The organism is Colwellia sp. Bg11-28 (genome assembly GCF_002836245.1).
In the GTDB taxonomy this organism is placed as follows: Bacteria; Pseudomonadota; Gammaproteobacteria; order Enterobacterales; family Alteromonadaceae; genus Colwellia; species Colwellia psychrerythraea_A.
On sequence record NZ_PJBA01000006.1, the window covers coordinates 1,447,934 to 1,474,907 of the forward strand.

Consider the following 26,974-nt stretch of genomic DNA (forward strand, 5'->3'; position numbering starts at 1 on the left):
TGTGAAATCCTATCGCTCAGTATCCATTAATTCGCCGCTATGCTTCAGCTGGTTTTTGATAATTTGAAGTTCGACTCAGAAATATTTCTACGCCAATAAAAGCAAAAGGAACAACTGAGGCAATAAATAAAGACAACCAAATGAGTAATGACCATTGCTGCTTATTAGAAACTATTAGCGATAGAAATAAGTAAAGCATGAATAATACACCATGAGTCATACCCAGTTGAAAAACAAAATCTCGACTGACCAAACCAAACGAAATGCTTAAAATTGCTAAGAAAGATAAACCTTCTAAAATGCTGATGGCACGAAAATACTTGAGCATTAATATTACCTGTAAAACGAAAAACGGTATTATCCTGTGGTAGGCGCACGGGGTCAAATTTATAATGATAGTTAAGCTCTAGATAAACTGTTTTTATTAAAATCTTGCCGTGCGATAAGGATGAGATCAAGGATACTTACTTTGATTTCATCCTTATTTTTAGGTGTTTTGGAGGAATGCGATAATATTCACTAGATATCGCCTAATACATGTAATCAACTGATTTACATAAGATAGCTAGGTAACGCGTGACCTTTTAATGGTGTCGACAAGTCAACATACTGAGACTAAAGGTTCATCGCGTTATTATCTTTTTTGTTGCTTACGCAACTCAGTTGCTTGCTCAAAACCAATACCCCAGTTATCAGTGTTTACTTCATCTATTACAACAAAAGTAGTTGAAGGGTCTTTATTTAATACCTCAACCATTAACTGCGTACAGCCTTTGATAATGGTTTGCTTTTGTTCGTTTGTTACACCTTCTTCAGTAATTTTTACATTGATATATGGCATGTTTTTTCCTTTTTGGTGGGCTACATTGGTGAGTTAATCCTTGGTTGTGATTATTTAACTCTTATATCGCTATACATTTTGTTAACGATTTGCCACTTTCCTTCTTCTTTGAGTAACCCAAGAAAATCGATATAGTTAAAGTCAAACAACGGGCAATGAATTTTCGCCATAGCTTGGTCTTGCACTACATCGATGGCTAATATTTTAAAAGCAATTGGCTCATTAAGTTCAGCTGGTGTTGTTCGCTCTGCCACATCTTTCAGCCACTGGATTAATGAACGCCGAGTTCCTGGCGCTTTTAACCAAGCATCTGTGTGGAATATTGAATCTAGCTTCGCGACATCGCCATGATAAAGGCCATCAAAATAACTATATAAAATGTCCTCAATTGCATTAAAATCACTTTTTGCCTCTCCCGGTACTGTTTGAATATGTTTCATGTTTACTCCAAAATTTATAAGGGAAAAGTCACGCCCTTACAGCGCCAAACGTTAATTTCGTTAACTTTTATTTTTAGACTATTCTGTGGATGACATCGCCTGTTCGGCTTGATCTGTTTTAATGAAGCTTGGCATGGCTTGTACCGCATTTAACATCATTATTGTTTTTTCACCGATGATAATATCTACTGGGAAGTAAGCCCCCCAACGAGAATATACCGTCAACATAATATCTGCCGCTGAAGGTGCACTCCCACCTAAAAACTTATTGTTGGATAGCTGTTTTTCAACAACTTGCCACAACTGATTGATAGTTTTGGCCGCTGAGTTGAGTGTCTCTTGTTTTACTTTTTCATCGTTAATATGCTCTGCTAGAAAGAATAATTTACTGTAGGCAGGATGCATGCTGGCATTAGCAAACATAATGTCTTGAATTGCCTGTTGACGATCATTTTCAGTATCAGGGAAAAGTGCGCTGTTATGTTTGTTAAGAATATGAAGCATAATGGCCGCACCTTCAGTTAGTGTATTGTCACCATCAACCAATACTGGCACAGCACCAACTGGGTTGATGGTTTTAAAATTACTCAGCTGTTTCACATCAATAATCGTAACCTCTTGACCCAATTCGCGTAAGACAACTTGAGTGGCTACTGAGCAAGCGCCTTTTGAGTAATAAAGTGTATACATGGTATTTTCTCCAAAAGTTAAATTAGTTAGTTCATATCTTCGTTGGCACATTAGTTGGCTAATGGTTACCTCGCGGTGATGAATTAATAATACAGAGACAAGTTGTTTCCATATATACCTACAATGGATATATACTGTTCTCATATTGAGAACAACTGCTTATCTGTTAACGTATGGAGCAGAGAAAGTTAAATGTAATATTGAAATTTAAAGGACGAGTTAATGGATAAATTACGCGCAATTCAGCTATTTGTACGCTTAGCCGATTTAGGTAGCTTTACTCGGGTAGCTGAACAAGTTAATTCATCCAAATCAATGATTAGTAAAGAAATAAGTCGACTTGAAGCCGATTTAGGCACCCGTTTGTTGCACCGTTCAACCCGTAGCGTCCAGCTAACCCATGTTGGTGAAGGTTATTTACAGCGAGCAAGAGAGATACTGTCAAAATTGGATGATGCCGATAATTTTGTGCAAGATTTACAACAGAACCTTCGTGGTAAACTGAAAATAAATGCCCCTATGGCTCTCGGTATTACCGATTTGTCACATTTGTTTGCTGACTTTATGAAGGCTAACCCTGAAATTGAGCTTGATATTCATTTAGGCGATGAAAGCGTTGATTTGGTAGAACAAGGTTTTGATTTAGGCTTTAGAGCATCAAGTCAGCCGATAGATTCAAATTACGTTGGTAGGCCACTGACTCGTTTTACTTATAAGGTTTGCGTGTCACCAGACTATCTTAAAATGCACTCTACCATTACTCACCCTAGAGACCTTAAAGAACATAATTGCTTTATTTACAGCTACTTTCAGGGCAAGAATGTATGGCCAATTGAAGGTGGTATAGAGGTAAAGGGTAGCTTACGTGTTAATAATACAATGTTTATGATGGAGTCGATTAAACAAGGATTAGGTATTGGTTTTATTCCCGACTTTGTTTGTCAGCAGGCAATAAACAGTGGTCAAGTTGTTGAAGTATTGGCGGATTCTAAAAAGTCTATGTTAACCTTATATGCTTTATATCCGGTGCGGAATTTTGTTCCGCCAAAACTAGTGCAATGTATTGAATATTTAGAGCAATGGTTCGCTGATAAAGATAAACCTTGATGCTAAATGCCGTGAAATACTCAACCTTTGTACGAGATCTCGTTTAGCGTCAATATTGCTTAGTGTAACCTCTCCATCGCAGATGTTACTTATTTTTCATAGCACGTTTAGAAACGAGTTCATCGACTGATTTTTTAACAAAATCGTATTGATGGTAATCGTCATCAACAATGTCGTTGTCTATTTTAACAATATCTAAATCAATAGGTCGCGGACCATTTTTATTGCTGGTGCGTACTCGCCCCAATTGATTTTCTATAATCTTTAAGTGAGCTTTTAAGTCAGTTGCATTAAGCACACAATCAAATGAAAAGGCGGTATTAGTAAAATCTGCCTGCTCGGTAAATCCCACAGGCTCAGTACTTAGCAATGTTGCCATACTTGCCTGGGAATCGATTTTTTCAATCAGCTCAAACGCTTGGTGTATATTTACTTGTGCATTAATGTTTGAGCCGACAGCGACAATGTAAAATGGCATTAAGCTGAACGTTCCGCAGTAATAGAAACATTTTTTGCGTAGCGTAAAGCGCCAGGTTTAGCCACTTGCAATTTAGCGTGGAGTACACCATCAAACGAGATAATTAAGTCTAATAGCACGCCCAATAACCGTTCAATAGTTTTGTAACTGGAATTGAGCACAACCTCTAAAATTTCTTTATTGATGGTGCGGTAATTAACGCAATCTTCGATGTCATCAGATAACATCGCTTTAGATATGTCTGCTTCAATCCAATAATCAATAATGAGTTTTTGTTTGTTCTTGCGTTCTTCTTCGGTAATACCGAGAATGGCGTAAATCTCTAATTTTTCAACATATATGCTGGACATTGTAAGTGACTCCCTCCGTCTATCTGTAATGTTTGTCCCGTGATGGAATTGTTTTTTGCTAAAAATTCAATCGCTGAATATAAATCAGCTAACGGTACTTTACGCTGTAAAAGGTTCATATCTTTGCTATCTATCTGAGTAGCTACTTGGCTAGAATCCTGTTTACTTTTCGCGGTACTCGTTTGATCCATCGCATCTAAAACAAAGCCCGGCGCTATCGCATTAACTCGTACATTGGGTGCACATTCGATTGCTGCCAATTCAGTTAATGTTTCCTGCGCTTTTTTTGAGATGAAATACGCCGACTTATTGGTATATAGGTGCGATAAATTGGCATCTGAAATATTTATAATTTGGCACGGCTTGTTTTGTTTTACTAGTGCCTGAATTAACAGCCAAGGACTCGTAAGATGAATATTTAGATTGCTTTGAATTTGCGCTAAAGACGATTCAAGTAATGAGCCTTGACCAAAGACGGAAGCACTGTTTATCAGTAATTCAATATGAGGTACTTGCGCCAGCAATATTTCAAATCGTTGCTCAATTGTCGCTGGATCATCTAAATTTGCCTGCCATAAGACCACTTTGATATTAAGTGCTTCTAATTGCGCTTTTAATGCAATGGCAGCCGTTTCAGAATGATTGTAATGCAGCACAATATTCTTACCACTTTTGGCAAACTCTTGATTGAGGAACGCGCCGATGCGCTTTGCTCCTCCAGTGACTAACACCCAAGCAGCGCTATTCATCAATCTCTAATCAACTGCAAAAATTCAGCACGGGTATCTTTACATTTCATGAACGAACCGAGCATACATGAGGTTTTCATTTCAGAGTTTTGTTTTTCAACACCACGCATACGCATACATAAATGCGATGCAGACATAACCACACCAACCCCTTTTGCACCGGTAACATCCATAATGGCATTGGCAATTTCTTGCGTTAAATTCTCTTGAATTTGCAAACGACGTGCGAACATATCAACGATACGAGCGAGTTTAGATAAACCTAATACTTTGCCGTTTGGGATATAACCAATGTGGCAACGACCAGTAAAAGGTAACATGTGGTGTTCGCACAACGAATAGAGTTCAATGTTGTTTACCACTACCATTGAATTACAATCTGAGCTGAATAAAGCTCCGTTAATAACAGTGTCTAAATCTTGCTCATAACCCTGAGTGAGAAATTTCATTGCTTTAGCTGCGCGTTTTGGCGTATCTACCAAACCTTCACGGCTCGAATCTTCCCCTATTTGTTCAATAATCGATTTAAAATTTTGTTCCACTTGGTTACCTGCTTATTTATGTTAATTCTTTATATTAATGCATTATGGTTTGTGATGGTTGCTTACACATGCTGATCTATTAGGATTGCATTACCATCAGGGTCTTTAATAGAAAAACTTGAAGGACCGCTTTCACCACTAATAGATTGTTGTATTATTTCAACACCTTGAGCCTCAAATTCTTTTAAGAGTTCTCTAATGTCAGTAAAGGATTCTAGCGTTTTACAGTCTTTATCCCAACCAGGATTGAAAGTCATTATATTACCTTCAAACATGCCCTGAAATAAACCTATAGTATGCTCACCGTTTTTAAGTATTAACCAGTGTTGAGTTTGATCACCACCAATGACTTCGAAGCCGACCTTTTGATAAAACACTTTTGATGCTTCGATGTTACTTACCGCCAAACTTACCGAAAATGCACCTAATTTCATCTTATACTCCTCAGTTTTATGACTAAAGCTTGGTTACAAGGTTAATCGTAGTGACGCTTAGACTTTAATAAAATAAGGTATCGCCACTAAAATAACACCTACAATAAGCAACATAGTTACACTAGACATAAAATATGGGAAGACAAAAAGTGATAAACCGATACAGAAAGGAACAATAGCTCTTTGCTTCCTACCATACATGAAATAGCCAATACCTATACCACCAAACAAAACACTCCAAAGCATTATTGATGCACTATCCATTTAGAATCCTCTTATTGATACTAGTCGACTAAATGATGAAATGAAGTAGACCACAGCCAAGGGTTGCGTGTCCAAGCTTATGTTCTTGTTCTATTTTTGTGCCACATTATACAGAGTAATAAGGCAAGTAGTCCACTAAGATAGGTTGCGAGTAAAGGAATTATCGTAAGCTGATATGCGTGTTCATAATCTTCTGGGTAATATGAATCACCCGCTAAAAACCACGCTGAAATAGCGCCTACAATTAACCAAATAGCTGATGCCAGTCGCTTATGGCTAGGTGCTGTAGCATAACCAACAATAACCACACAAAAAGCAGCAACCGCCCCTATAATCGGTTTTTTCCAAACACCAGCTAAATCAGCAAGTAGTCCCGCAGAAAACGCGGAAATGACAAATGAAATAATGACTATCACAATTGATAAAGTAAAACCCTTAACTTGATTCATATTCAGCCTTATTAAAAAACACAATCGCTTATTATGTTGATGTATCAGAAACCTTATTTCCTAGAATATTAAATAACTTACACTAAATCATAGGTTATACCAATCGTATTAAATGGTGTATTTTCATTAAATTAAGAAAAATATTAAGCAATAGATATTTCTCTAAACGCTATAAAATACTCTGGTCATAACGACTAGCACTGTATTTTGGGAATATCTCGCCATTGACTGGTGTACTGAGGGCTTAAAAACGCTCGTCGCATTTGCCACTTTTCATGATGCCCTTCAGCGGCCAATTTTAAGGTGCTATCTCCGTATCTATGGTTCACATTATCTAAGCATTTCATTACGTTACTATTAGTGTGATCGGGCATAAATAAGTCTGGCTGTATAAACGTTTTACTATTTAATTCGATTGCACCTACACCACAACGGTAAAATTTTATCCCTGCTTTGTATATAGAATCAATAACTTGGTTTACCGCACTCGCCATTTCACAGGTATTTTCGGTCGCTATGATAAATGGAAAAACCATGGCTTGCTTGTAATACAAGTCATCATATGGCGAGTTAGAGGCAAATATCATTAACTTTTTAATGAGTGAATTTTGTCTTCTCACTTTCCTTCCTACAATGGCTGCATGTGTTACCAACGCAGAGCGTAATTCATTTTTTGTGGTAATGCGCTGTCCAAAACTTCGTGTTGAGAAAATCTCTTTTTTGGGTGATTTCACCTCATCCCAAGACAAACAACTGATGCCGTTTAATTCATTCACGGTTCTTTCAGTTACTACGCTAAATTGTTTTCGTATATGTTTAGGATCTTGCTCTGCTAACTGCGCGGCGTTGTTAATACCCTCAAGCCCTAATCGTTTCGATATTTTTCGCCCGATGCCCCATACCTCATCTACCGCCATGCGCTTGAGTATTTCGTCTCTGCTTACTGCGCTATTAATAACGGCTACACCATTAAAACTAGAGAGTTTTTTGGCTGCATGGTTTGCCGCTTTTGACAGTGTTGCTGTTTCACCAAAACCAACACCGACGGGAAGTCTCGTTTCTTTCCAAATGGCTTTTCTTATTTTATGTCCATATTCGTGCCAATCCTTTATGCAGCTTTCATAATGATCAAAATATAAAAATGACTCATCAATGCTGTATATATACTGGTTATCACAAAAGCGGCCTATGACATTCATCATTCGTTCGCTCAAATCCGCATACAACTCATAATTTGAAGAACGAACAACCACGCCATGCTTTTCAAGTAGTGATTTAACTTGAAAGTACGGTATAAATTTTGGAATACCAAGGCGTCTTGCAATCGGACAGACAGCGCAGATACAACCATCATTATTAGTTAAAACAACAACGGGTTTATTACGTATGCTGGGGTCAAAAACTTTTTCAGCACTTGCGTAGAATGATACTGCATCAACTAAAGCATACATGCCGCTAACTCTGGAGATTTATGATGTAAGCGAATAGAGCGAGTAACAACGCCCTCTAGTGAAAATTCATCTTCAGGGGTAATTGAGACAGGCGCAAAATCAGCAGAGGCCGATAATAGCCTAGCTTGCACCTTGTCGATCAATTTACAGACGAAACAACCGTTGTAATTAGCCACAACAACATCACCATTTCTAGCGGTTAATGATCTGTCGACAATAAGAATATCGCCATCAAATATTCCTACCCCTTTCATTGATTGGCCAGAAGCCTGCCCAATGAAGGTAGCATTGGGATGTTTTATGATTAATTGATCAAGCGATAAGCCTAATTCTTTATATTCTGCTGCTGGAGATTCAAAGCCTGAAATACCAGCTTCGGCATATATTGGAATAACTTTCATATTAAAACCGCACTATACTGTAATTACATACAGTATAGTGCGGTTTACTTAATTTATGAAGTACTGAGTCTATAATTCGAGTTTTTCTCATGCTTTATTAAATTCAGACAGCAAACCCTAAATATTATTGAGCCATCGACTTACATGCAGTGACTATTATGTGACAAGCGTAATTATTTTAACTTTGTAGCACCCTACTTTACTCTTTCATTTGTTGTTAAATGTGATCAAAAAACTCAGATTTAGAACTATACTGAACATAAGGATGAAGGTTGGAAATACAGATGCTCAAAAAGATTTTGTTTCTTATAACTTTTATTTTGCTTATTCAACAATATGGCAATGCACAGTTAAGCCCCCCGCTTAACCAAAGTAAGTGGACAGTACCTGTGCTTTCAATCGATGGTGCGATCGGACCAGCGGTAAGTGAGTACCTCGTCACAGAAATAACCAAAGCTAATAATGATTCAAGCATTCCGTTAGTGATCATAAAGCTAGATACACCCGGTGGTCTGAGTTCAAGTCTACGAGAGATAAATCAACAGATATTAAATTCTACAATACCCATTGCTTGTTTGGTTTATCCTCAAGGTGCACGTGCGGCAAGCGCTGGCACTTATATGCTATACGCATGTCATTATGCCGCTATGGCGCCAGCAACTACCCTAGGTGCCGCTACGCCAGTCAGTATAGCCCCACCAGCGTCAAATCAAGGTGAAGATAAAAAAAACAAATCACCTTCAGCTATGGAAAAAAAAGTATTAAATGATGCCATTGCCTATATCCGTTCGTTAGCACAACTACGCAACAGGAATGAACAATGGGCTGAATTAGCCGTCTCTGAAGCGGCAACCCTTACTGCAGAAGAGGCGCTCGCTGAAAATGTTATTAACTTTATTGTACCAACAGCCGAAGCGTTATTTGCCACTATCATAAAGCAAAAGCATTCAGAACATCATTTTGCTGAGGTGACAACAGACAACACACAACTAAAAGCGGTCCCCCCCAATTGGCGTAATGACTTTATTGCCACGATCACCAATCCAAATATCGCCTATATTTTAATGCTTATAGGGATCTATGGTTTAGTGTTGGAGTTTTATAGTCCCGGCGTAGGGGTAGCAGGAATTACTGGGGTAATTTCGCTTTTGATTGCGCTATATGCTTTTCAACTTTTACCTTTAAATTACTCAGGTTTTGCCTTGTTACTCGTAGGGATAAGTTTGCTAATCATTGAATCTATCATGCCTAGTTTTGGCGTGTTTGGTATTGGGGGCACTATTGCTTTTGTACTCGGATCTATTTTTTTAATCGATACTGAGCAACCGCAATATCAAATTTCACTCCCTCTTATTGCTGCTTTTGCCTTTGTATCAATACTATTTTTTGTGCTTTCCTTGGGATTAATGTGGCGAAAAAGAAAGAACAAAATCGTAAGCGGACAAGAAGAATTGATTGGCGCTATTGCTTTTGCCGAAGCAAGTTTTACTCATCAAGGTTTTGTGACAATTAATGGTGAGCGTTGGGCGGCAGAATTTACACAGCCCGTTAAGCAAAACCAAGCCGTTAAGATTAAAGCCATTGATGGTTTAACCTTAATTACCATCCCTTGTAGAGAAGAGGAGAACAATCATGGACGTTGTGTTTAATAATACCCAACAAATATTCACCGTTGTGGTCATTATTCTATTAATTGCATTACTGCTAAGTGCATTTAGGATTTTGCGTGAATATGAACGTGGTGTAGTATTTTTTCTTGGACGTTTTGACAAAGTCAAAGGGCCTGGTTTAGTGATTATTATTCCATTAATTCAACAGATTGTTCGTGTTGATTTACGAACCGTAGTAATGGATGTACCAAGCCAAGATGTCATCAGTCGAGATAACGTATCAGTAAGAGTAAATGCTGTTATTTATTTCCGAGTTATCGACTCACAAAAAGCGATAATCAATGTCGAAAATTACTTACAAGCCACATCACAATTAGCTCAAACCACCTTGCGTTCGGTATTAGGTCAACACGAATTAGATGAAATGTTGGCAAGCAGAGAAATGCTTAACATCGACATTCAAGAAATATTAGACGCAAGAACTGATGGCTGGGGGATAAAAGTATCTAATGTTGAAATAAAACATATCGATCTTAATGAAACCATGATCAGAGCGATAGCAAAACAAGCCGAAGCTGAAAGGACCCGTCGAGCCAAAGTGATTCATGCACTGGGAGAAATGGAAGCGGCAGAAAAGTTGAGTGAGGCGGCCAATAAACTGAGCACAGAGCCTAATGCAATAATGTTACGTTATTTACAAACATTGACAGAAATTGCGGGAGAGAAAAACTCTACTATATTATTTCCTCTGCCTATGGAGTTACTGAAAGGATTATTTTCTCCAAAAAATCATGATAATAAACAATGACTGTAAATTTCACTACACCGTTAATTGGACCAGCCCACACCATTCAACTGGACCAAGAGTGAAATTGAATACGAGCATCAAGTCATAACAGCACTCTAAATAGAGTCTCATCTAATGTTATATGTTATTTCCATAACAAAAAATAACGCGTTACCAAGAATTAAATATAAACTCCATATATAACAAGTAGTTTAGTGATTGCAGTTGGGTTTTATATTGTTTAAAGTAAATGACTTAAATTTACGTTTTAGGAACATTTTGAGCGAATGTTACTGGAGGTTTGAGAGTAAACGTTTTAATTTTTCGTGATATAACGTCAAGATGTGACTTATCTTATCCACTTAAAGCATCCCTCCGATTACCATAGATAATTATGACCGGCAGCAGAACTTTTTTTGTCTATCAACCAAACAAGTGCATCATCACGTTCGGTGAACACTTCAATATTTAACGCGTTAGAACTTGGAATAGTTGCTGAAAAATCAGCACTCATCTTAGCTAATTTATTGGGTGCAAATACTGCTATTTTATCTATGGCGGGCAAAGTACCAAAATGGATTAGCGCATCAAGTTGCGTAGAATAGGAATTGGTTTTATTAATAAGTAATGAAAATGATTCACTAAACAGTGAGAGTAATAATTGATGAAGTTCATTTACCATGCTAAGGGTAATATCTGCGCCATTATCAACCGTAATTTCTGCGAGGTCATGACTAAGTATGCCGACTTTGGCAAATGATATTTGGTGTATTTCCATATGTTAACTAAATCCCTATTACTGATGTTGTTATTCCCTAACAAATATTAGTATAGCTAAACATATGGATTATTGTCATGTGTTTTATAATATTGATAACTTTAACTTTTTATACTGGCATCTAACGGTGCTCAATGCACACTTATACTAAATATTTACCAATGAATGGGGTCAACTTTGTAATAATTAGTCAGTTGACGATAAAGTGCAGGATACTCTATAGATAGTTGCTTAGATTTCTCAAAAAACACTTCACTCACTACGGCAAAAAACTCTGCTGGCTCAGTGGCACCATAATAATCAAATATTGATGGTGTACCCGCAGCGGCTTGCTTTTGTAATATTTTAAACTGTTGTGAAAAGATTGTAGACCAACATTGATAACTTTGATCTTTACCCAAAATGGGCGCGCCATTGGCTTTACCATTTTCTTGATCTAGTTGATGAGCAAATTCATGGATTACCACATTGTGGCCATCATTGGGTAGTTCTGCACCATGTAGACTGTCTTGCCAAGATAAGACTATTTTGCCAAAGTCCCATGATTCACCTGCTAAAGCGACTTTTTTGGTAAATTGAACACCATCAGCATTACGCTGGTTTTGCTCTTTAAGAAAAGCGCTTGGGTAGATTAAAATCGTTTTTAATTTAGGGTAATAATCCGTTTTTCTATTCAGCAGTAATAAACAAGCTTGAGCAGCAATGGTAATTTTTATTTCTTCCGTTATTTTAATACCGTTGCAACCGATAAAATCTTTCTCTGCAATAAATACTTGAATATGTTGTTTAAGCTGTAGCTGTAAATCTGTTGGCATTTGCTTGAAGTAAGGCATGCGTTGCTGGATTATTTTACGCCATTGCTTTTTGAAAGGTAGGCTTCTTATTTTATCGCGCTTATGTTCCCGCCAATACGGCTTTGCCATTAAGTAGCCAATAATCGCCATACCAATAAATAGGGGCAAAAGAATAATCAAAATAAAACCTTAATGATACCAATGTATTAAAATAGTGAACCTTACTCATATCTTGGTATGAATGAAGACAATTTCAAGCGATTAGTACTTTCAATCGTAATAATAAGAAATAACGGTCAGTACCACTTAAGTATATTCAAGGGATACTGACCGTAGATATAACGCTAGATGGCGTTTGTTAATTGGTGATAATAACAACCGCGTTTGACTTGGTTCTAATCGTTTCACTTATATTAGATAAGCTCAAGTAAGCGGGTTGTCGGCTATCAAGGGAAAAAAACTGTGGTACCGGATTATCTGTAAAAGCGCTATGCCATTCAATGACAGCAAAGTCGTCAATATCTAACTGGGTTGTGGTGCCATCTACCAACTCAGCTTCTACCAATACACGATAACTTTTGTAACCGACTCTTGGGGAGTTATAGTCAACTTCTACATTTTTCCATGTATCTGAACCGCTTAATTCAACAGTTTTAATTAAGTTTTTAGGACTATTTTCAAAGGCATCAAATAACTTTTGTTTCTTTTTTCTTCCTTGCCAGTAATAGTGTAATTTAACGGCTTTTTTACTTTGATAATTTGCTTTAATGGTAACTTGTCTACTGGCAGAATAAACACGCCAAAAACTTTTTACACCAAAAGACGTAGATTGTTGGTTATTAAGTGCTAAAGCAATACTTGTATTACCACTCGCGCCATAATTATTTAAACTCATGATACTTCTATCAAAAAACAAACCTCGTTCTGGGCTATCAAACGTTGAAAAGCTCTCAAAGTTACTGCCATTAACTAAATTTTTACCCAGACGATATTTTACATTTTCGTCTTCTATCCATACTTCACTCAGCTGTTTATGCCATGGTAGGTGATACAAACTCGCTATCTTGCTGCCTTTTGAAAAAGTTAATTCATGTTTAACGGGTGTGTTAACACCGGCTTTAACTTTAACCTGTGTATTGTTAACTGATTTAACGGTCACTGATGGTCTTTTGGCGGTAATTATACCGTGACCACCCGATTGGGTAATAAGGGTATTTCTAACCTTAGAAAGTTCGGTTAAACGCTTCATCACAGTATAACGATTAGTACCTGTTGCAGGCGTTGGCTTATAACCCTTAACGTATAAAGGAACTATTTCCGCGCGATGAAATTCACCTTCATCTAACCAAACATACAAAATGAAACTATGTTGTGTGGCGCTGAAGTTTTGATCAAAGATAAAATTGCCCATTGAGTACGCAATGAGCTTGTTGTCATACAGCTCTAGACCCTGAGTTACATGAGGATGATGGGCAATGGCGAGTGCTGCGCCATTATCTAATGCTGATTTTAATCGTTGCTCGGTAACACCTGTTGGGCTGTTAGCGTACTCTTGACTACCATGATATTGCACTATGGTGACTCTATTTTGCCCCACTTCTTGCTGAACAGAGTTAATAATATTAGTCATTGAACCATAAGCAGCGCCGCCGTGTTCGTGATTAGCTGTTTGCGTAGGCTCTGAACTTCCTTCCCAGCCGACATAACCTAGCATAGAGAATTCGGTATTGTTAATTGTATCGTGATGAGCCTTTAGTGCTTGTTTTGCATTCATCCCCGCACCAGAAAACCCTAAAGGACTTTGCTGTAAAAAGGCTAAAGTCGACTCCATACCTGGCTCTAAATAATCATAGGTGTGATTATTACCCAAACTTACGTAATCAACACCTGCCCACACTAAAGCGTCGAGTATTTCAGGTCTAGAATAAAATGTAACTGACTTAGGCGCACGATCTCCAGGTGTTTTATTGGCAATTTGTGTTTCTAAATTAACTGCTGCGTAATCCGCAATACTCATATAAGGTTTTATGTTTTCAACTATCGCCTTACTATCACTGAGCCTAGTCTCTGGATAAATCAAAATAGAATCGCCAAAGTAAGGTTTATAATAACGTCGATCCATCATGACATCACCACCAAAAGCTAACATGACTCGCTTAGCTTTTTTGGTAACTAAAGTGAGGTCTGCAATAGCAGCATGAGTTTTTTCTTGATTCTGAGAGAAAAGTTCATAATGACTAAACGTTTGAATGCTTTTAAAGTAGCCTTTTTTAACAAAGTTGAGCTGATAGATATCTTTAGTGGCTGTAGGTATGACAAAACGTCCCTGTTTATCGCTGGTAACTGATTTATTGTTTAAGGTGATATTTACCATACTAAGAGGCTGTTGTGATTCATCAAGCAAACGCCCTGTAATGTTGACCGTTTGATTTGCATTAACATTAAGCTGAAAACCAAAAGCAGTTATTAAAATTATTATCGTTATAAACTGTCGCATATTTGTTCCAAGTTTGTTGCCTCTACAAGGCTATTAATAAGTTATCAATCAAGTATATACAAACAAAAATAATAAATTCATTCTTATCCATAGCTGATATATAACCTAAGGGCATGGGTTGATAATATCTTTACAAGATAGCTTTCAATCCTAATAGTCAGCTATTACTCGTTGAAGCGCCCTGCTCTTGAAAATTTATCCTCACTTAACATTGCTCATTGACTTAATTTAGTTGGTATAACCTGCCTTTATGGCTAAGCAAAACTTAAGTCTTATCATTTTTCAAAATAAAATTACATTATGTTAATTCAAGATAATTAATAACTGTTTTAACAAGGTGATGAAAATGGCTGATACTAACAATACCCAAGTGCAAATAACAAAAAGCAACAATAGCCCTGCAGATAACCTCGTGACTAGTTCAGCAACTAGCCAAGTAAAAGATAGCACCCCAATAAATAATAAGGTGATTCAGAAAACCTCCGCTCTAATGAGATGTTTTGATTTAGTTGAAGAAGCGAACTATAGCTATGTACTGGGCTATAACTAATTAGAACGGCTATTTCGCGAAACAATTGACAGTTCATGACTCAACGACTGAGAAAATCGAATGAGTAAGTTAAGTCAGCTCTGTTAGTCGTTATAGCTATAATCCAAACAAGTTGACTGTGTGTTATCAATAGTTGTGCTTCGTCTACAGACAAGTACAAAATAGGTACGGACTATTATGAGTGATTTAGTGAAGTGTTTTTTAACTGGAGCTTGGGTTGCTTAAATAGCTTTCACCTAAAAGTAATATTAGATGAAAGCCTCTACTCGACTATCTTTTACTATATGACGTCTTATTGAATAAATTTTCCGGCTAAGATACCGCCAAACTTTTCATTTTCTATCACCAGTGTACCGTTGACAATCACCTGCTCTACGCCTACTGAGTAATTATTCCACTGGTTAAAGTTTGCCATAGGTGCAAAATTTTGTTCATCAAAAACAATCACGTCGGCCTTATAACCTACTTTTAAAATACCTCGTTCAGTAAGGCCAAGGACTTTGGCTGTTTGGGAAGAACTTCGATTGATAAATTCGGCCATAGTGAGCAATTTTTTATCGACTACATATTTTTGATATTTTTGCGGAAAACTTGCATATTTCCTTGGATGACCGTTCGTACCATCCGATGAAGTGACTACCCAAGGTTGCACCATGAAACGTTCAACATCCTCAGGTGACATATTAAAAGAAGCTACTCTAACGTCGCCTTGAAGTACCATCCAAATAGCCGTATCAACGACAGATAAGTTTTTCAGCTCTGACACCTGTAGTAAATTCAAACTTACCAGCGTTTTATCAGTAAACTCAGTAATATAAAGAGAATCTGGCCCTCCTCTTCGGCGAACATTCTCGGTGATTTCTTCCGCTAATATTGCTGATAAATCAGCTTGCTTTAAACGTTGATGAAAAGCTTCTTTTGAATCAGCCATTACCCATTTAGGCATTACCGCACTGCGCAGCTTAGTACCTGATGCTAACCAAGGGTATTGATCGGCAGATATTGATGTGCCATTTTCTTGTGCTTGGGTAATCATTTCAATCGCTTGCTTACTTTGCCCCCAAACATCAACACCTAATGCCTTTATATGTGCTAAATGTAAATGTATATCAGCTTTGTCGGCAATATTAATTGCTTCGTCTAAGGCGGCAGTAAAACCTATGTTAAAGGTACTTTCATCACGCAGATGTGTGTCATAAATCCCGCCATATTGACTAGCAATTTTCGCTAAGGTGATAACTTCATCTGTATTAGCATAACTACCAGGCACATAATACAACCCTGTTGATAGACCAATGCCGCCGGCTTCCATCGCTGTTGTTAATAGCGCAGACATTTCACTGAGTTCTTCAGGCGTGGCGTAACGCTCTGCTCTGCCCATGACTTGTTCACGTAAACTGCCATGACCCACTAATAATGCAGTGTTAGTCCCAATACCATTAGCTTTTAGCTTTTTAGCCATAGCTGTTATATCTACTGGACCACCGCCATCGTTACCATTAACAACGGTAGTTACCCCTTGAGTTAAGTAATTTAAGTTATGGTTTTTATCTTTACTTAGCAGCTCAGCTAAAGAGTGAGTGTGAGGGTCAATAAAACCCGGACTTACGATTTTATTCTTAGCATTAATGATTCTTTCGGCTTTAATACTGTGTTCACCACTAAGATATAAACCACAAATAACTTGCTGACAAATCGCCACATCGAGTTGTTGGGCTTGACCACTTTCGCCCGTGTAAACAGTGCCATTAGTGATTAATAAGTCAATCTGTTGAGTTTTAGGCTGTTGCTCTTCAGTCGTGCAAGCACTTAGTAGTGCCACACTTATCGCCAAAGCGATTACTTTTTTATTAAATACATTCATAGCTTTTCCTATTCTTTATCATGATCAGTTTCTGATAACATGTTAATCATCAATATATTAGCGGATTTAAAGGCAATACGTTTTATCTTAGTACGATCGGTATTATCACCCATTTCATAGGTAATGGCATGAACCCCGAACTGATCAGAGAAGTACTGCTTTGACACACCTAAGTTTGGGTTATTCCCTGGTCTTAATACCACATTAAAGTTAGGCATTTGTCTGTCCAATTCACCTAACCAATGCCGAACAAAATAAGAGCTTTCAACGCCATAGTCTACTGGCATGGTATAGAAAATATCATTTTTAGTAGAGTGAAAATCTACTGCAAACTTAATTTTTTGCCCTTGCGCTACTAAGCCCTTTAAATAGTCATTTATTAACTGAGTTTCAATCTGAGAAAAGTCATTCCAATCACGGTTTAAATCCATGCCATTAGCATTACTACGCCAATTACCAGCATGTACACCATCTGGGTTTATATTGGGAATAACGAGAACATTATATTTTCTAAGAAAATACTTACTAAGTTCGCTCTCTGATAACAAGGTTTCAACAAACGGAAATAAGGCCAGAGCACCGGTAACTTCTGGCGGATGTTGCCGACCTAGAATCACCACCCACTCATTACTATTTTCATCTCGACTTTCAATTTTGTAAATAGGACGACCTTGAGTAGACAACCCTAAAATACTTTGGGTAAAAGCACTCTGTACCGTTAGTTCTTCTGCCCAATCAACATAATATTGATTATTGATAATTTCTTGTGCGGCAATTGTGACTGACTGAGGAGATGCTTTCACTTTCATGATTAAGCGCTCACCTTTTAGCTGATAATCTTGTAACTGCCACGACTTATTACCATCACGACTAATTTTAGGGGGGTAACGATGTTTATCACCCTGTACCTGCATGGTAATAGTGATATCCGTAACTTGTTTTGCCTGTATTTTAAAAGCATACCAAGGACTTGAATTGATAGGCGTATTTTCAGGGACTAAAGTAATTGAATATTCATATTCACCCGTCCTTTTACATTCATCCATCCGACCAGCAGCAAAATCACTGGTTAACTTTACTTGCTCATTGTTACAGGACTGACTATTAGCGTTGGTATCCTTATCTGCTGTAGGTTGAAATTCCTCTTTTAAAGAAAGAGCTGCTGTTGGTGAAATATCAGTCCCCGTGTTTTTAGAAACGGTTGGCGGAGTCTCTTCAACTGCAGTTTGAGGGGCTGAACAGGAAAATAAAAAGAATAAGGGCAATAGCAAAGTTAATGAATTAAGGGAATTTTTCATAATTGGTTCTTTATAAACTTGCATGGGTAAGAAAATATGGCCTGACTACTTTGAGTCAGCCAAGCCATAAGGTTTGTGACTAATTAAGCGTTAAAAACTAAAATTAGCACTGGTATAGAAGTATCTTCCACGGCTTGAATGTAATGAACCGTCATAACCAAAGGTGGTATCAGCCAATGGTGGTTCTTGATCAAAGATATTATTAATACCAAAACTTAGACTCACACCTTCATATCCCATAAAGTCATTACGAGTAACGTAAGTATTTGCTCGAGTTTGCGCTTTAGAAGTATAGAATGTTGTTACGCTATCAACGGTTTTGGACACACTGGTATTATCAACTTCACCAACGTATTTAACAAATAAACCTGCGCCCCATAGCGCATCATTTGATTTCCATTTTAATGATGCAGTTGCTTGCCATTCTGGAATACTGCTGGTCCCAACGATATCACCCACTGCAGTACCTAATACTGCAGGATCAGCACCAGCATCGACGATTAATGAGGCATCACCACCAGCTTCTTGGTCAAATTTTAATGTTCTAGCACCATTTAATGATAAGCCAAAATCACCAACTGACGTATTCAAATCATAATTGATCGCTATATCGTAACCCGTAATGGTACGGGTGTTGAGGTTTTCATAGCGGCGATTAATTTGAACAATTTCTCCTAATGGATTATCAGCATCAATAGCGCCTCGAATAACGTCAGGATTTGATGAACCTTCTCCTCTTGCTATCAAATCTAAACGTGAGATATTTTCATCTGAAAGGACGCCAACAGTACCTGTTGTCTCAATTTCCCACCAATCATAGGTAAAGGTTAAATTATCCATAAGCTGTAATGTTAAACCGACACTGATGTTTTCACTTTCTTCAGCCTCTAAATCTTTGTTACCAGATGTTGATAAATTATAATTGCCATTACCAGAGCCACCATCGGCTAAAGTATCTGAATTAACAACAACGTTACCATTGGCATCAAGGGAGTTTTCAGCATAATCATCTACACCTGTAGTCAGGGTAGCGCCTGGAGAATTTAGCTGTATAAGGTTAGGCGCTCTAAAACCTTTAGATACTGCACCTCTAAATTGCAGCATTTCAACCGGGAACCATGAAACTGCCATTTTCGGTCGGGTTATATTGCCGATATCACTAAAATCTTCATAACGAGCGGCTAATTGTACATCTAGACTATGAATAGCAGGTAGATCCGCTAATAAGGGTAAAGCAAGCTCTACGTAAGCAGAAAGCACTTTACGCTCACCAGAGACATCAAGGCGAACACTACTACCTTGTAAACTACTTAGATTAACCGGATCTGCATTACCTTCAATAAAGGGTTCTGAGCCATCAAAGTTTGAACTATTGTCTTCATCTAAGGTTTCTTTACGATATTCTAAACCGAAAGCTAAACCGGCTTCACCACCAGGTAATTCAAACATAAATGGATTTGATGCTTTAAAATCTACCATGGTTAATGACGTTTTTGCACTACGTTGAGCGGTAGTTAAAAACGGGTCAATGCTCGATTGTGGATTAGGCGTTGAATCGATAATACTCGCTGGATTATTTGGATTAACCCCTGTAAAAGGGTTATAAGCGTCAGCGGTATCTAAACTAAGCTGGGCTAGTAATAAAGGAGAGCTGATACGATTACTCATGTTATCGTCAGTTTTTGCCTCACTATATAATACCCCCGTGTCCCAATCCCAATCATCGTAAGTACCACGCAAACCATTTAAGAAACGGTAACTAGTACTTTCAACTTCAACTTGACGTGGACCGACATCAGTTGGGCGAATACGTAAATTATAAGCAAGTCCTTCAACGGGTACTACAGCAGGATCTAAACCTGCAATACGATTGGGGTTTACACGGCCATCGGCAAAATTTACCGGTCCAAATGGGTTGTAATAACTGTGTGCTGGTACATCGAAAGTACCATTACTTAAAATAGCTGATTGTTCCCATTGACGCTTAGTTTTAGATCGGTAATAAGTAGATTCGTTATAAAATTCAACGCCATTATTAAACTCATGACTTAAGTTAGTAAAAAGATTCAATCGATCAATATCAGGTACTAAAGTACGTTCTTCATTACGGTTAGGACGTAATGCTCTATCGTGACTACCTGCGGCGTCAAGACAAACATCCCCCATAACTCCGCCACCGGAAGCTAAAGCACCACCACCACAACTGCCAGCAGATTGCTGTTCGCCGGCATTGTTAATATATGAAGTTGGGCGAATGATGTAATCATCAATTTTGCTCGGTAAACCAATGTAATGTAAGTCTGCATAAGGTTCTAGAGTTGAACGGTTATCAAAGTCGGTATCGCCAGCAAATTCTTCAGGTGCTCGTGAACGTAAATCTTGATTACTCGAAAAGCCATTTTCTGATGCTTGTAAACCCGTTTTCTTAGCGTAGTTTGCACTGATCATGAAAAACGTTTGGCTGTTGTTAAACTCAAAACCTTTGTTGCCAGATAAGGTAAAATCATTGCGGTCAGTACCTTGCTCTGCGCCATAACGTACTTTGAAATTACCTCCTTCAAAATCTTCTTTGGTCACGTAATTCACTACACCCGCAACAGCATCAGAGCCATACAATGCGCCAGCACCATCACGTAACACTTCAACACGAGCAAGCCCTGAAATAGGTAAAGTATTAGAGTTAACTGAGGTTACTGGTACGCCAAAATTTGTTTGAGTAATAGGATGGTTCACCATACGGCGACCATTAAGTAAAACTAAGGTATTACCTTCACCTATACTACGTAAGTTAACCGAGCCAACATCACCACGTGCTGCATTTGTTCCGGTATTACCACCACGAGTGCCAGTAAAGCCAACGGCACCTATTTGAGGAATTGAGCGTAAAAGTTCATCTCCATCTAGAGCGCCAGTTGCGATAATATCTTCTGCACTAAGCTCAGTAACAGGTAACACACTTGTCATAGTGCTGCCCTTGATATTCGAACCTACGATAGAAATCCTTTCAACTTCTTCCTCTTTTACTTCTGTTTGCTCCGCAGCAAAGACAACTTGAGAAGTAAGTGCTGTTAGCACGCATAAACTCAAATGTGATAATTTAGACTTAAGCATTGATCTATCTTTCATGACATCCACCATTGTAATTTAGCTTGTTTTATAATTGTCAGGTTATTAGCTACCTGATCATTTAGTTACGTTTCATTCACCTTAACCATGAACTTAAATTACAGCTTTAACAATTGACCCTTTATTGCTTATCTATAACCTAGGGTTATAGGCTGAATTTTATCTAAGTATATTAAAGCTATCTTTAGCGGAAAAATTAACCTTATTCAGCTAAATTATAGAAAACTATTATAAAATAGTAGAATGAGTTATTGATTTAACTAAGAAAGCGAAGAATTAAAGGTGACAGATAAAATCATTGTAGGGTGATCATTACCTATCACTGCCTGTAACAAGCAAATGATAGATAATTAATGATGCTGCAGTTGTTAAAAGTTAAGAGTTAAGCGATTAAAGCCTTTAGTTGGCGATTGGCAAAATAGAGTTTATCAATGTGTACCGTACCGGAAACCTTTAAATCATCCAATACTCTGTGCACTCTATTTAATTCTATTTTCTTACTTGTTGCCCATAGTTCAATAGCAATATCAGTCGTTGACTCTCGGTTATTCTTGAGCACCCTATGGACTAGTTTTTCCCTAAACTCTAACAAATCAAGTAACAAACTAAAACGCGCTAACCTTGACCAATGATCTTTTGCCTGCACTTTTTCCGTTTGCTCAATTAACCAAGCAAGACCAAGGATTTTACTTACTTGACAGTAACAAGGAAGAATTTCTGTCACCGATAAATTAAGCTCTGAAGCCGTTTTAACAATGTCGCAAAAAACCACACTCGATACTTTTAATTGATGAATAGTATCCACTAACACTAGACCGCCCACTTCACTCTTAAGTTGATACAGTGATTCATCAACAGGCGAAAAAGGTAAAGTAATTTCGTCACCATTGAGTTGTTGTAGGGTGTTTATTCCAGGTGAATAACGCTGCACTATAGTAGCAATACTATCATCTGAGCTGGAATGGTTGATAAACCAGATAGCCATCAAACGATAAAATCGTTGCACCTCTATCATCATCTTAATTTGTACTTGTGCCGAGACGTTCCCATGTAATGACTCAATTTCAGACCAAATATTATCAAGTGAAAAAACTTCTTTCGCAATAATAAAAGCTTTAACAATTTCGGCTATAGTCGCACCTGTCTGCTCTCTTACTGCATGTATTCCACCACGATTAAATATTTCATTAGCGACACTAGTAGCGATAATTTGTTGTGCTAAAGGATGGCTGAGAATATATTGAGTATATTTATTAGCTAACACATCAGGAAACGCTGATAATAAGTACTTTTGGAAATAATCATCCGTTAATAATTGTTTTTCTTCTAATAAAGCATCATGCACATCCATTTTTGAATACGCCATCAACACCGCTAACTCAGGTCTAGTTAACCCTTGTTGTGCTAAATTTCTCGATTGTAGCTCTTCATCATCGGGCAAGTATTCTAATTCACGGTTTAGCCCGACACTATTAACCAAGTATTGGCTCAAACGGGTAAAGCTATCAAAGTGAGACTGACTGTTCGCCTCATCAATACTTAACGCTTGCGCTTGATAATAATTATTACGCAGTACCATAGCGCCAACTTCGTCTGTCATTGTCTCTAACAAGTGATCACGTTCAGCTTTTGTCATGCTTTTATTGTCAACTAAACCATTAAGCAATATTTTGATATTCACTTCACTGTCTGAACAATTAACGCCTGCTGAGTTATCAACTGCATCGGTATTAATTTTACCACCACCTTTTGAAAACTCTACTCGGGCAAGCTGGCTACAACCTAAGTTGCCACCTTCACCAATGACTTTACACTGTAATTCGTTGCCATTGATGCGTAATAGATCATTAGCCTTGTCCCCTACTTCGGTGTTAATTTCAGTACTGGCTTTGACGTAAGTTCCAATGCCACCAAACCAAAGTAAATCGGCCTGACACCGTAAAATTTGGCGAATTAATTCATCTGGCGACACCTGTTTTATCTGGTTATCAATATTAAGTAATTGTTTTATTTCTGTCGTTAATTCAATATGTTTGACCGAGCGACTAAAAACACCCCCTCCGTAAGAAATTAATGCTTTGTCGTAATCCTGCCACGATGAACGTTCAAGGTGGTAAAGCCTGTTTCGTTCAACATAACTCAAGGCACTATCAGGATTTGGATCGATAAATATATCGCGATGATCAAAAGCAGCCACCAGTTTTATTGTTTTTGAAGATAACATGCCATTGCCGAAGACATCTCCGGACATATCACCAATACCAATCACACTGATTTCATCTTGTTGGACATCAACATCCATCTCACTAAAATGCCTTTGTACTGATACCCATGCACCTTTAGCAGTGATACCCATCTTTTTATGGTCATAGCCAACACTACCTCCCGAGGCGAACGCATCACCCAACCAAAAACCATAATCATTAGCTATTTTGTTAGCAATATCAGAAAAAGTAGCCGTACCTTTATCTGCAGCGACAACGAGGTAACTATCATCATCGTCAAAACAAACAACATTTTGAGGTTTAACTATTCCGTTAGCAGTATTATTATCAGTGATGTCTAATAATGCAGAGATAAAAACCTTATAACAACTGATAGCTTCGTTAGTAATACTTTCACGCGAGCCGTTAACGGGTAGTTGCTTAGGTACAAAGCCACCTTTAGCGCCTTGTGGCACGATAACAACATTTTTAACTTGCTGCGCTTTTACTAATCCTAATACTTCAGTTCTAAAGTCTTCTTGCCTATCAGACCATCGTAAACCACCCCGGGAAACGGGAGCAAACCTTAAGTGAACCCCTTCAACTTGAGGAGAATAAACAAAGGTTTCTACATAAGGTCTAGGTTGTGGTGCATCGTCTATTTCGCCGCTACGTATTTTAAAGGAGCAATAAGTTTTTGGCTCACTCGTAGACGATTTTTGATAAAAGTTAGTTCTAACAGTTGCCGAGATAGCGGCGATAAAATTACGTAAAATTCTGTCATGATCTATTTTTGAGACGGTCGTTAAGCATTGCAGTAGATCAGCTTTAATGAGCTCAGTTACTGCTTTTCGTTGTTCAATACCTTGGTCACTTAGTGCAAAACGTGCTTCAAATAAGTTGACTAAACCATGAACGATACCAGGGTAACTAATCAAGGCTTGCTGGAAGTACTCTTCAGAGTAACCAAGACCTAATTGACGTAAATACTTACCGTATGCACGGATAACGACAATTTGTCTGATGTTAAGATTGGCACCAAGTAATAACTTGTTGTAACCATCACTTTCAAAATTGCCCGCCCAAACTTGCGCCAATGCATGCTCAAGATTTATTTTTATAACGTCAATATTTGTATCTTCATTGGGGTACTCAAGGGTATAACTATAAACTTTGCTACGAGTATCGCTATTTGAACAACTGACTTTGAAGCTAAATTCATCCACAGGTCTAAAACCAAACTGCTCTAGAATAGGAATAGAGTCACTTAACGCAATGCTTTTCTCTACAGTATATATATTTAAGGTAAGCTCACTTTTATTTTGTGTTGAACGATAAATTTGAAACTGATGAGTATTTTCACCGTGTAAACACTCGATGTTATTTATCGCTTCGATGGCTTGTTTGGGAGAAAAGTGCTCTCGATAGCTTTTTGAAAAAGCACTACTATATTTCTTCAATAACAAACTTGCTTGTTCGCCCTGCCATAATTGCGAAATCATTGCGGTTAAATTTTCATTCCAACTTTGCGTTTTAGTTTCAATGCTAATTATCAGCGCTGCGGTGTCGATTTTATGAGTAAGACTTGCACCTTTTTTAACAATAAAATGCCATTGCGCTAGATAATTATCATTAAGCATTGAACGACGAGATAAGATTTCACCTTGATAAGCTCTGGATAATTCATCCTCAATTTCATCACGTAAATCGGTACAAAATGCATCTTTAGAAACAAAGACCAGCACGGAAATTTGTTCATTAAAGTCATTTTCTCTGATAAAAACACCGGAATTACTTCTTACGTTAAGGTTATGTATGCCCTTCGCTAAAACAAGTAGTTGTTCAACGCTACTTTCATATAATTCTCTTTTAGGTAAAACCGCAAGAATATGGATGAAATTCCGATAATCATGGCTATCCAATTTCAGGTTAAGCTGTTGTAAGACTCGTGCTAACTTAGCATTTAGAAAAGGGATTTTATTAGGGTGGAGGTTATTAGCAACTTGAGTAAACAAACCTGAAAACTGATGAATAACCGTTAGGTTTCCATCATTTGAAAATTCCTTAACACTGACCAAATCAAGGTAGTCATGCCGATGAATAGTTGATTTTACTAATGACTTACTGACTTTCAGTGAACTTTTCATGGCAATTAATTGTTTAAATTCCGCACTAGTAAGTGTTAACGCAGGTTTACTTACTTCAGCATCATCATTAAATATACCTAGAGAACCTTTTTTAGGTATCGCGTTACCACGAATATTTACAGTTATTGAATTATAACTAAGGAAAACAAAATGTTCATGACAAAGCCATGTTAAAAAGTTTTCGGCATCAATATCATTAAATTCCATCGACTGATGATTTATCCCTCTACTTTTAGCCATCATTAACGGCCAATCTCGAGTCACTTTAGCGATATCAGCCAACAATTGTTGAATTGTTTCGACAAGCTCACCTATCACCTTTGGTCCTAGTTGGTTAGTAAGCTCTATATATAAAATTGACTCGTCTGGAGAAACATTATCCGTTTGTTCTTTGCCTTGTAAAATTTGACTTCGATTGACGACTGGATGCAAAAACATATTAATTTTATAGCCATGTGCCATTAATAACGCTGAGATTGAATCAACAATAAAAGCCTTGTCATCAGTAATAATATATATAACTACCCCATCAGCTAACGCATCTTGTTGTGTTCTATTTTCGATAACAACTTTATTTTCATTTGTACTACGACAACAAAAAGATTGCCATAATAACAAGGCTATTTGATAACGCTGTACCATTGAAAGCGTTTTTAAATCAGCACTGAGTGCGCTATTAAACATTTGCTGAGAGAATCGTTCAAAAGCAATAATATCTGCTTCCTGGTAGCTTTCATTTATAAAACGACATAATTCTAAATCAGTAGTGACAGTCACAATAAATTGCCTTAATTGGTATAATAAGAGCCATTCTCATAAGGGAGAAGGTGCTAACACCAAATGGTTTATTAATGAATCCAGTTGGTGTAAGTAAAAGCGTAGCTATTGCCGCTTTTACTGGCAAATTCATTTCTTTGTTGAGGGTATAACCAAATGTTGTAGCGAAATTTTTATGCCTTAGCTGCAACTTATGGTACTTAATCACCTGCGACTTAAGCACATAACCCAAAGTTATTACCTAGCAAAGATTAACTATTATCCATTTACACCTTGCTACCTTATCTTAAAGGTATCGACAAAGAATCACCTGTTACCACAACAGTTGCATGTTTCCTTAATTTAA

Annotated in this window: 24 protein-coding genes; 4 read left to right on the plus strand and 20 right to left on the minus strand. The window is 37.6% G+C overall.

Annotated features, from left to right (window positions below; genetic code table 11):
* Positions 1-37: 37 nt before the first annotated feature.
* The 4 genes from CXF79_RS13470 to CXF79_RS13485 form a co-directional block, all read right to left on the minus strand.
* Positions 38-328: a DUF3817 domain-containing protein gene (locus CXF79_RS13470; RefSeq protein ID WP_232769175.1), complete on the minus strand. Its 291-nt coding sequence runs from the start codon at positions 326-328 to the stop codon at positions 38-40.
* Between the two features lie 306 nt (positions 329-634).
* Positions 635-841 (minus strand): 2-hydroxymuconate tautomerase family protein, encoded by a 207-nt coding sequence (locus CXF79_RS13475; RefSeq protein ID WP_101155513.1) that lies wholly within the window; start codon positions 839-841, stop codon positions 635-637.
* A 50-nt stretch (positions 842-891) separates the two neighbouring features.
* Positions 892-1,281, minus strand: a complete 390-nt coding sequence (locus CXF79_RS13480; protein WP_101155515.1) for a nuclear transport factor 2 family protein — start codon at positions 1,279-1,281, stop codon at positions 892-894.
* Between the two features lie 78 nt (positions 1,282-1,359).
* A complete protein-coding gene (locus tag CXF79_RS13485) occupies positions 1,360-1,971 on the minus strand; it encodes a glutathione S-transferase family protein (protein WP_101155517.1) in 612 nt (203 codons plus the stop codon).
* Between the two features lie 222 nt (positions 1,972-2,193).
* Between CXF79_RS13485 and CXF79_RS13490 the strand changes: the two genes are divergently transcribed.
* The gene (locus tag CXF79_RS13490) at positions 2,194-3,078 is read left to right on the plus strand and encodes a LysR family transcriptional regulator (protein ID WP_011043482.1); all 885 of its coding nucleotides are present in this window, start codon (positions 2,194-2,196) and stop codon (positions 3,076-3,078) included.
* A gap of 85 nt (positions 3,079-3,163) precedes the next feature.
* Here CXF79_RS13490 and folK read toward each other — a convergent pair whose 3' ends face one another.
* The 9 genes from folK to CXF79_RS13535 all read right to left on the minus strand — a co-directional run bounded on the left by folK (position 3,164) and on the right by CXF79_RS13535 (position 8,196).
* Positions 3,164-3,556, minus strand: a complete 393-nt coding sequence (gene folK, locus CXF79_RS13495; protein WP_011043483.1) for a 2-amino-4-hydroxy-6-hydroxymethyldihydropteridine diphosphokinase — start codon at positions 3,554-3,556, stop codon at positions 3,164-3,166.
* Complete coding sequence (locus CXF79_RS13500) at positions 3,556-3,906, minus strand: dihydroneopterin aldolase (RefSeq protein WP_011043484.1); 351 nt, start codon at positions 3,904-3,906, stop codon at positions 3,556-3,558. The genes folK and CXF79_RS13500 overlap by 1 nt, the downstream gene beginning before the upstream one ends.
* Entirely contained in the window at positions 3,879-4,655 is a 777-nt protein-coding gene (locus CXF79_RS13505; protein WP_101155519.1) for an SDR family oxidoreductase, read from the minus strand. Before CXF79_RS13505 ends, CXF79_RS13500 begins: the two co-directional genes overlap by 28 nt.
* A complete protein-coding gene (gene folE / locus CXF79_RS13510) occupies positions 4,655-5,197 on the minus strand; it encodes a GTP cyclohydrolase I FolE (RefSeq protein ID WP_011043486.1) in 543 nt (180 codons plus the stop codon). The genes CXF79_RS13505 and folE overlap by 1 nt, the downstream gene beginning before the upstream one ends.
* 62 nt (positions 5,198-5,259) lie before the next feature.
* The gene (locus CXF79_RS13515) at positions 5,260-5,631 is read right to left on the minus strand and encodes a VOC family protein (RefSeq protein WP_101155521.1); all 372 of its coding nucleotides are present in this window, start codon (positions 5,629-5,631) and stop codon (positions 5,260-5,262) included.
* A 57-nt stretch (positions 5,632-5,688) separates the two neighbouring features.
* Positions 5,689-5,895, minus strand: coding sequence for a hypothetical protein (locus CXF79_RS13520; protein ID WP_011043488.1), 207 nt, complete (start codon positions 5,893-5,895; stop codon positions 5,689-5,691).
* Positions 5,896-5,972: 77 nt separating this feature from the next.
* A complete protein-coding gene (locus CXF79_RS13525; RefSeq protein WP_041736963.1) occupies positions 5,973-6,344 on the minus strand; it encodes a hypothetical protein in 372 nt (123 codons plus the stop codon).
* Between the two features lie 194 nt (positions 6,345-6,538).
* Positions 6,539-7,795, minus strand: a complete 1,257-nt coding sequence (locus tag CXF79_RS13530; protein WP_101155523.1) for a Y-family DNA polymerase — start codon at positions 7,793-7,795, stop codon at positions 6,539-6,541.
* Positions 7,783-8,196, minus strand: a complete 414-nt coding sequence (locus CXF79_RS13535; RefSeq protein WP_101155525.1) for a LexA family protein — start codon at positions 8,194-8,196, stop codon at positions 7,783-7,785. Before CXF79_RS13535 ends, CXF79_RS13530 begins: the two co-directional genes overlap by 13 nt.
* 284 nt (positions 8,197-8,480) lie before the next feature.
* Between CXF79_RS13535 and CXF79_RS13540 the strand changes: the two genes are divergently transcribed.
* Together CXF79_RS13540 and CXF79_RS13545 are read left to right on the plus strand one after the other, a co-directional pair.
* Positions 8,481-9,845 carry an NfeD family protein gene (locus tag CXF79_RS13540; RefSeq protein ID WP_011043492.1) on the plus strand — a complete coding sequence of 455 codons (1,365 nt, stop codon included), beginning with the start codon at positions 8,481-8,483 and terminating at the stop codon, positions 9,843-9,845.
* On the plus strand, positions 9,829-10,614 hold the full coding sequence (locus tag CXF79_RS13545; RefSeq protein ID WP_011043493.1) for a slipin family protein: 786 nt from the start codon (positions 9,829-9,831) through the stop codon (positions 10,612-10,614). The genes CXF79_RS13540 and CXF79_RS13545 overlap by 17 nt, the downstream gene beginning before the upstream one ends.
* A 358-nt stretch (positions 10,615-10,972) precedes the next feature.
* On the opposite strand, the gene CXF79_RS13550 is transcribed toward CXF79_RS13545, so the two are convergent.
* The 3 genes from CXF79_RS13550 to CXF79_RS13560 form a co-directional block, all read right to left on the minus strand.
* A complete protein-coding gene (locus tag CXF79_RS13550) occupies positions 10,973-11,371 on the minus strand; it encodes an STAS/SEC14 domain-containing protein (protein WP_011043494.1) in 399 nt (132 codons plus the stop codon).
* A gap of 155 nt (positions 11,372-11,526) precedes the next feature.
* Entirely contained in the window at positions 11,527-12,348 is an 822-nt protein-coding gene (locus CXF79_RS13555) for a zinc-dependent peptidase (protein WP_198560082.1), read from the minus strand.
* 175 nt (positions 12,349-12,523) lie between these two features.
* On the minus strand, positions 12,524-14,662 hold the full coding sequence (locus tag CXF79_RS13560) for a CapA family protein (RefSeq protein WP_101155529.1): 2,139 nt from the start codon (positions 14,660-14,662) through the stop codon (positions 12,524-12,526).
* A 346-nt stretch (positions 14,663-15,008) separates the two neighbouring features.
* Between CXF79_RS13560 and CXF79_RS13565 the strand changes: the two genes are divergently transcribed.
* Positions 15,009-15,212, plus strand: coding sequence for a hypothetical protein (locus tag CXF79_RS13565; protein ID WP_011043498.1), 204 nt, complete (start codon positions 15,009-15,011; stop codon positions 15,210-15,212).
* A gap of 292 nt (positions 15,213-15,504) precedes the next feature.
* Here CXF79_RS13565 and CXF79_RS13570 read toward each other — a convergent pair whose 3' ends face one another.
* The 4 genes from CXF79_RS13570 to CXF79_RS13585 form a co-directional block, all read right to left on the minus strand.
* Complete coding sequence (locus CXF79_RS13570) at positions 15,505-17,076, minus strand: N-acyl-D-amino-acid deacylase family protein (RefSeq protein ID WP_101155531.1); 1,572 nt, start codon at positions 17,074-17,076, stop codon at positions 15,505-15,507.
* Between the two features lie 8 nt (positions 17,077-17,084).
* Positions 17,085-18,374, minus strand: coding sequence for a M14 family metallopeptidase (locus CXF79_RS13575; protein ID WP_101156325.1), 1,290 nt, complete (start codon positions 18,372-18,374; stop codon positions 17,085-17,087).
* Between the two features lie 90 nt (positions 18,375-18,464).
* Positions 18,465-21,500, minus strand: coding sequence for a TonB-dependent receptor domain-containing protein (locus tag CXF79_RS13580; protein WP_232769176.1), 3,036 nt, complete (start codon positions 21,498-21,500; stop codon positions 18,465-18,467).
* A gap of 382 nt (positions 21,501-21,882) precedes the next feature.
* A complete protein-coding gene (locus CXF79_RS13585; RefSeq protein WP_232769177.1) occupies positions 21,883-26,628 on the minus strand; it encodes an NAD-glutamate dehydrogenase in 4,746 nt (1,581 codons plus the stop codon).
* Positions 26,629-26,974 lie beyond the last annotated feature (346 nt).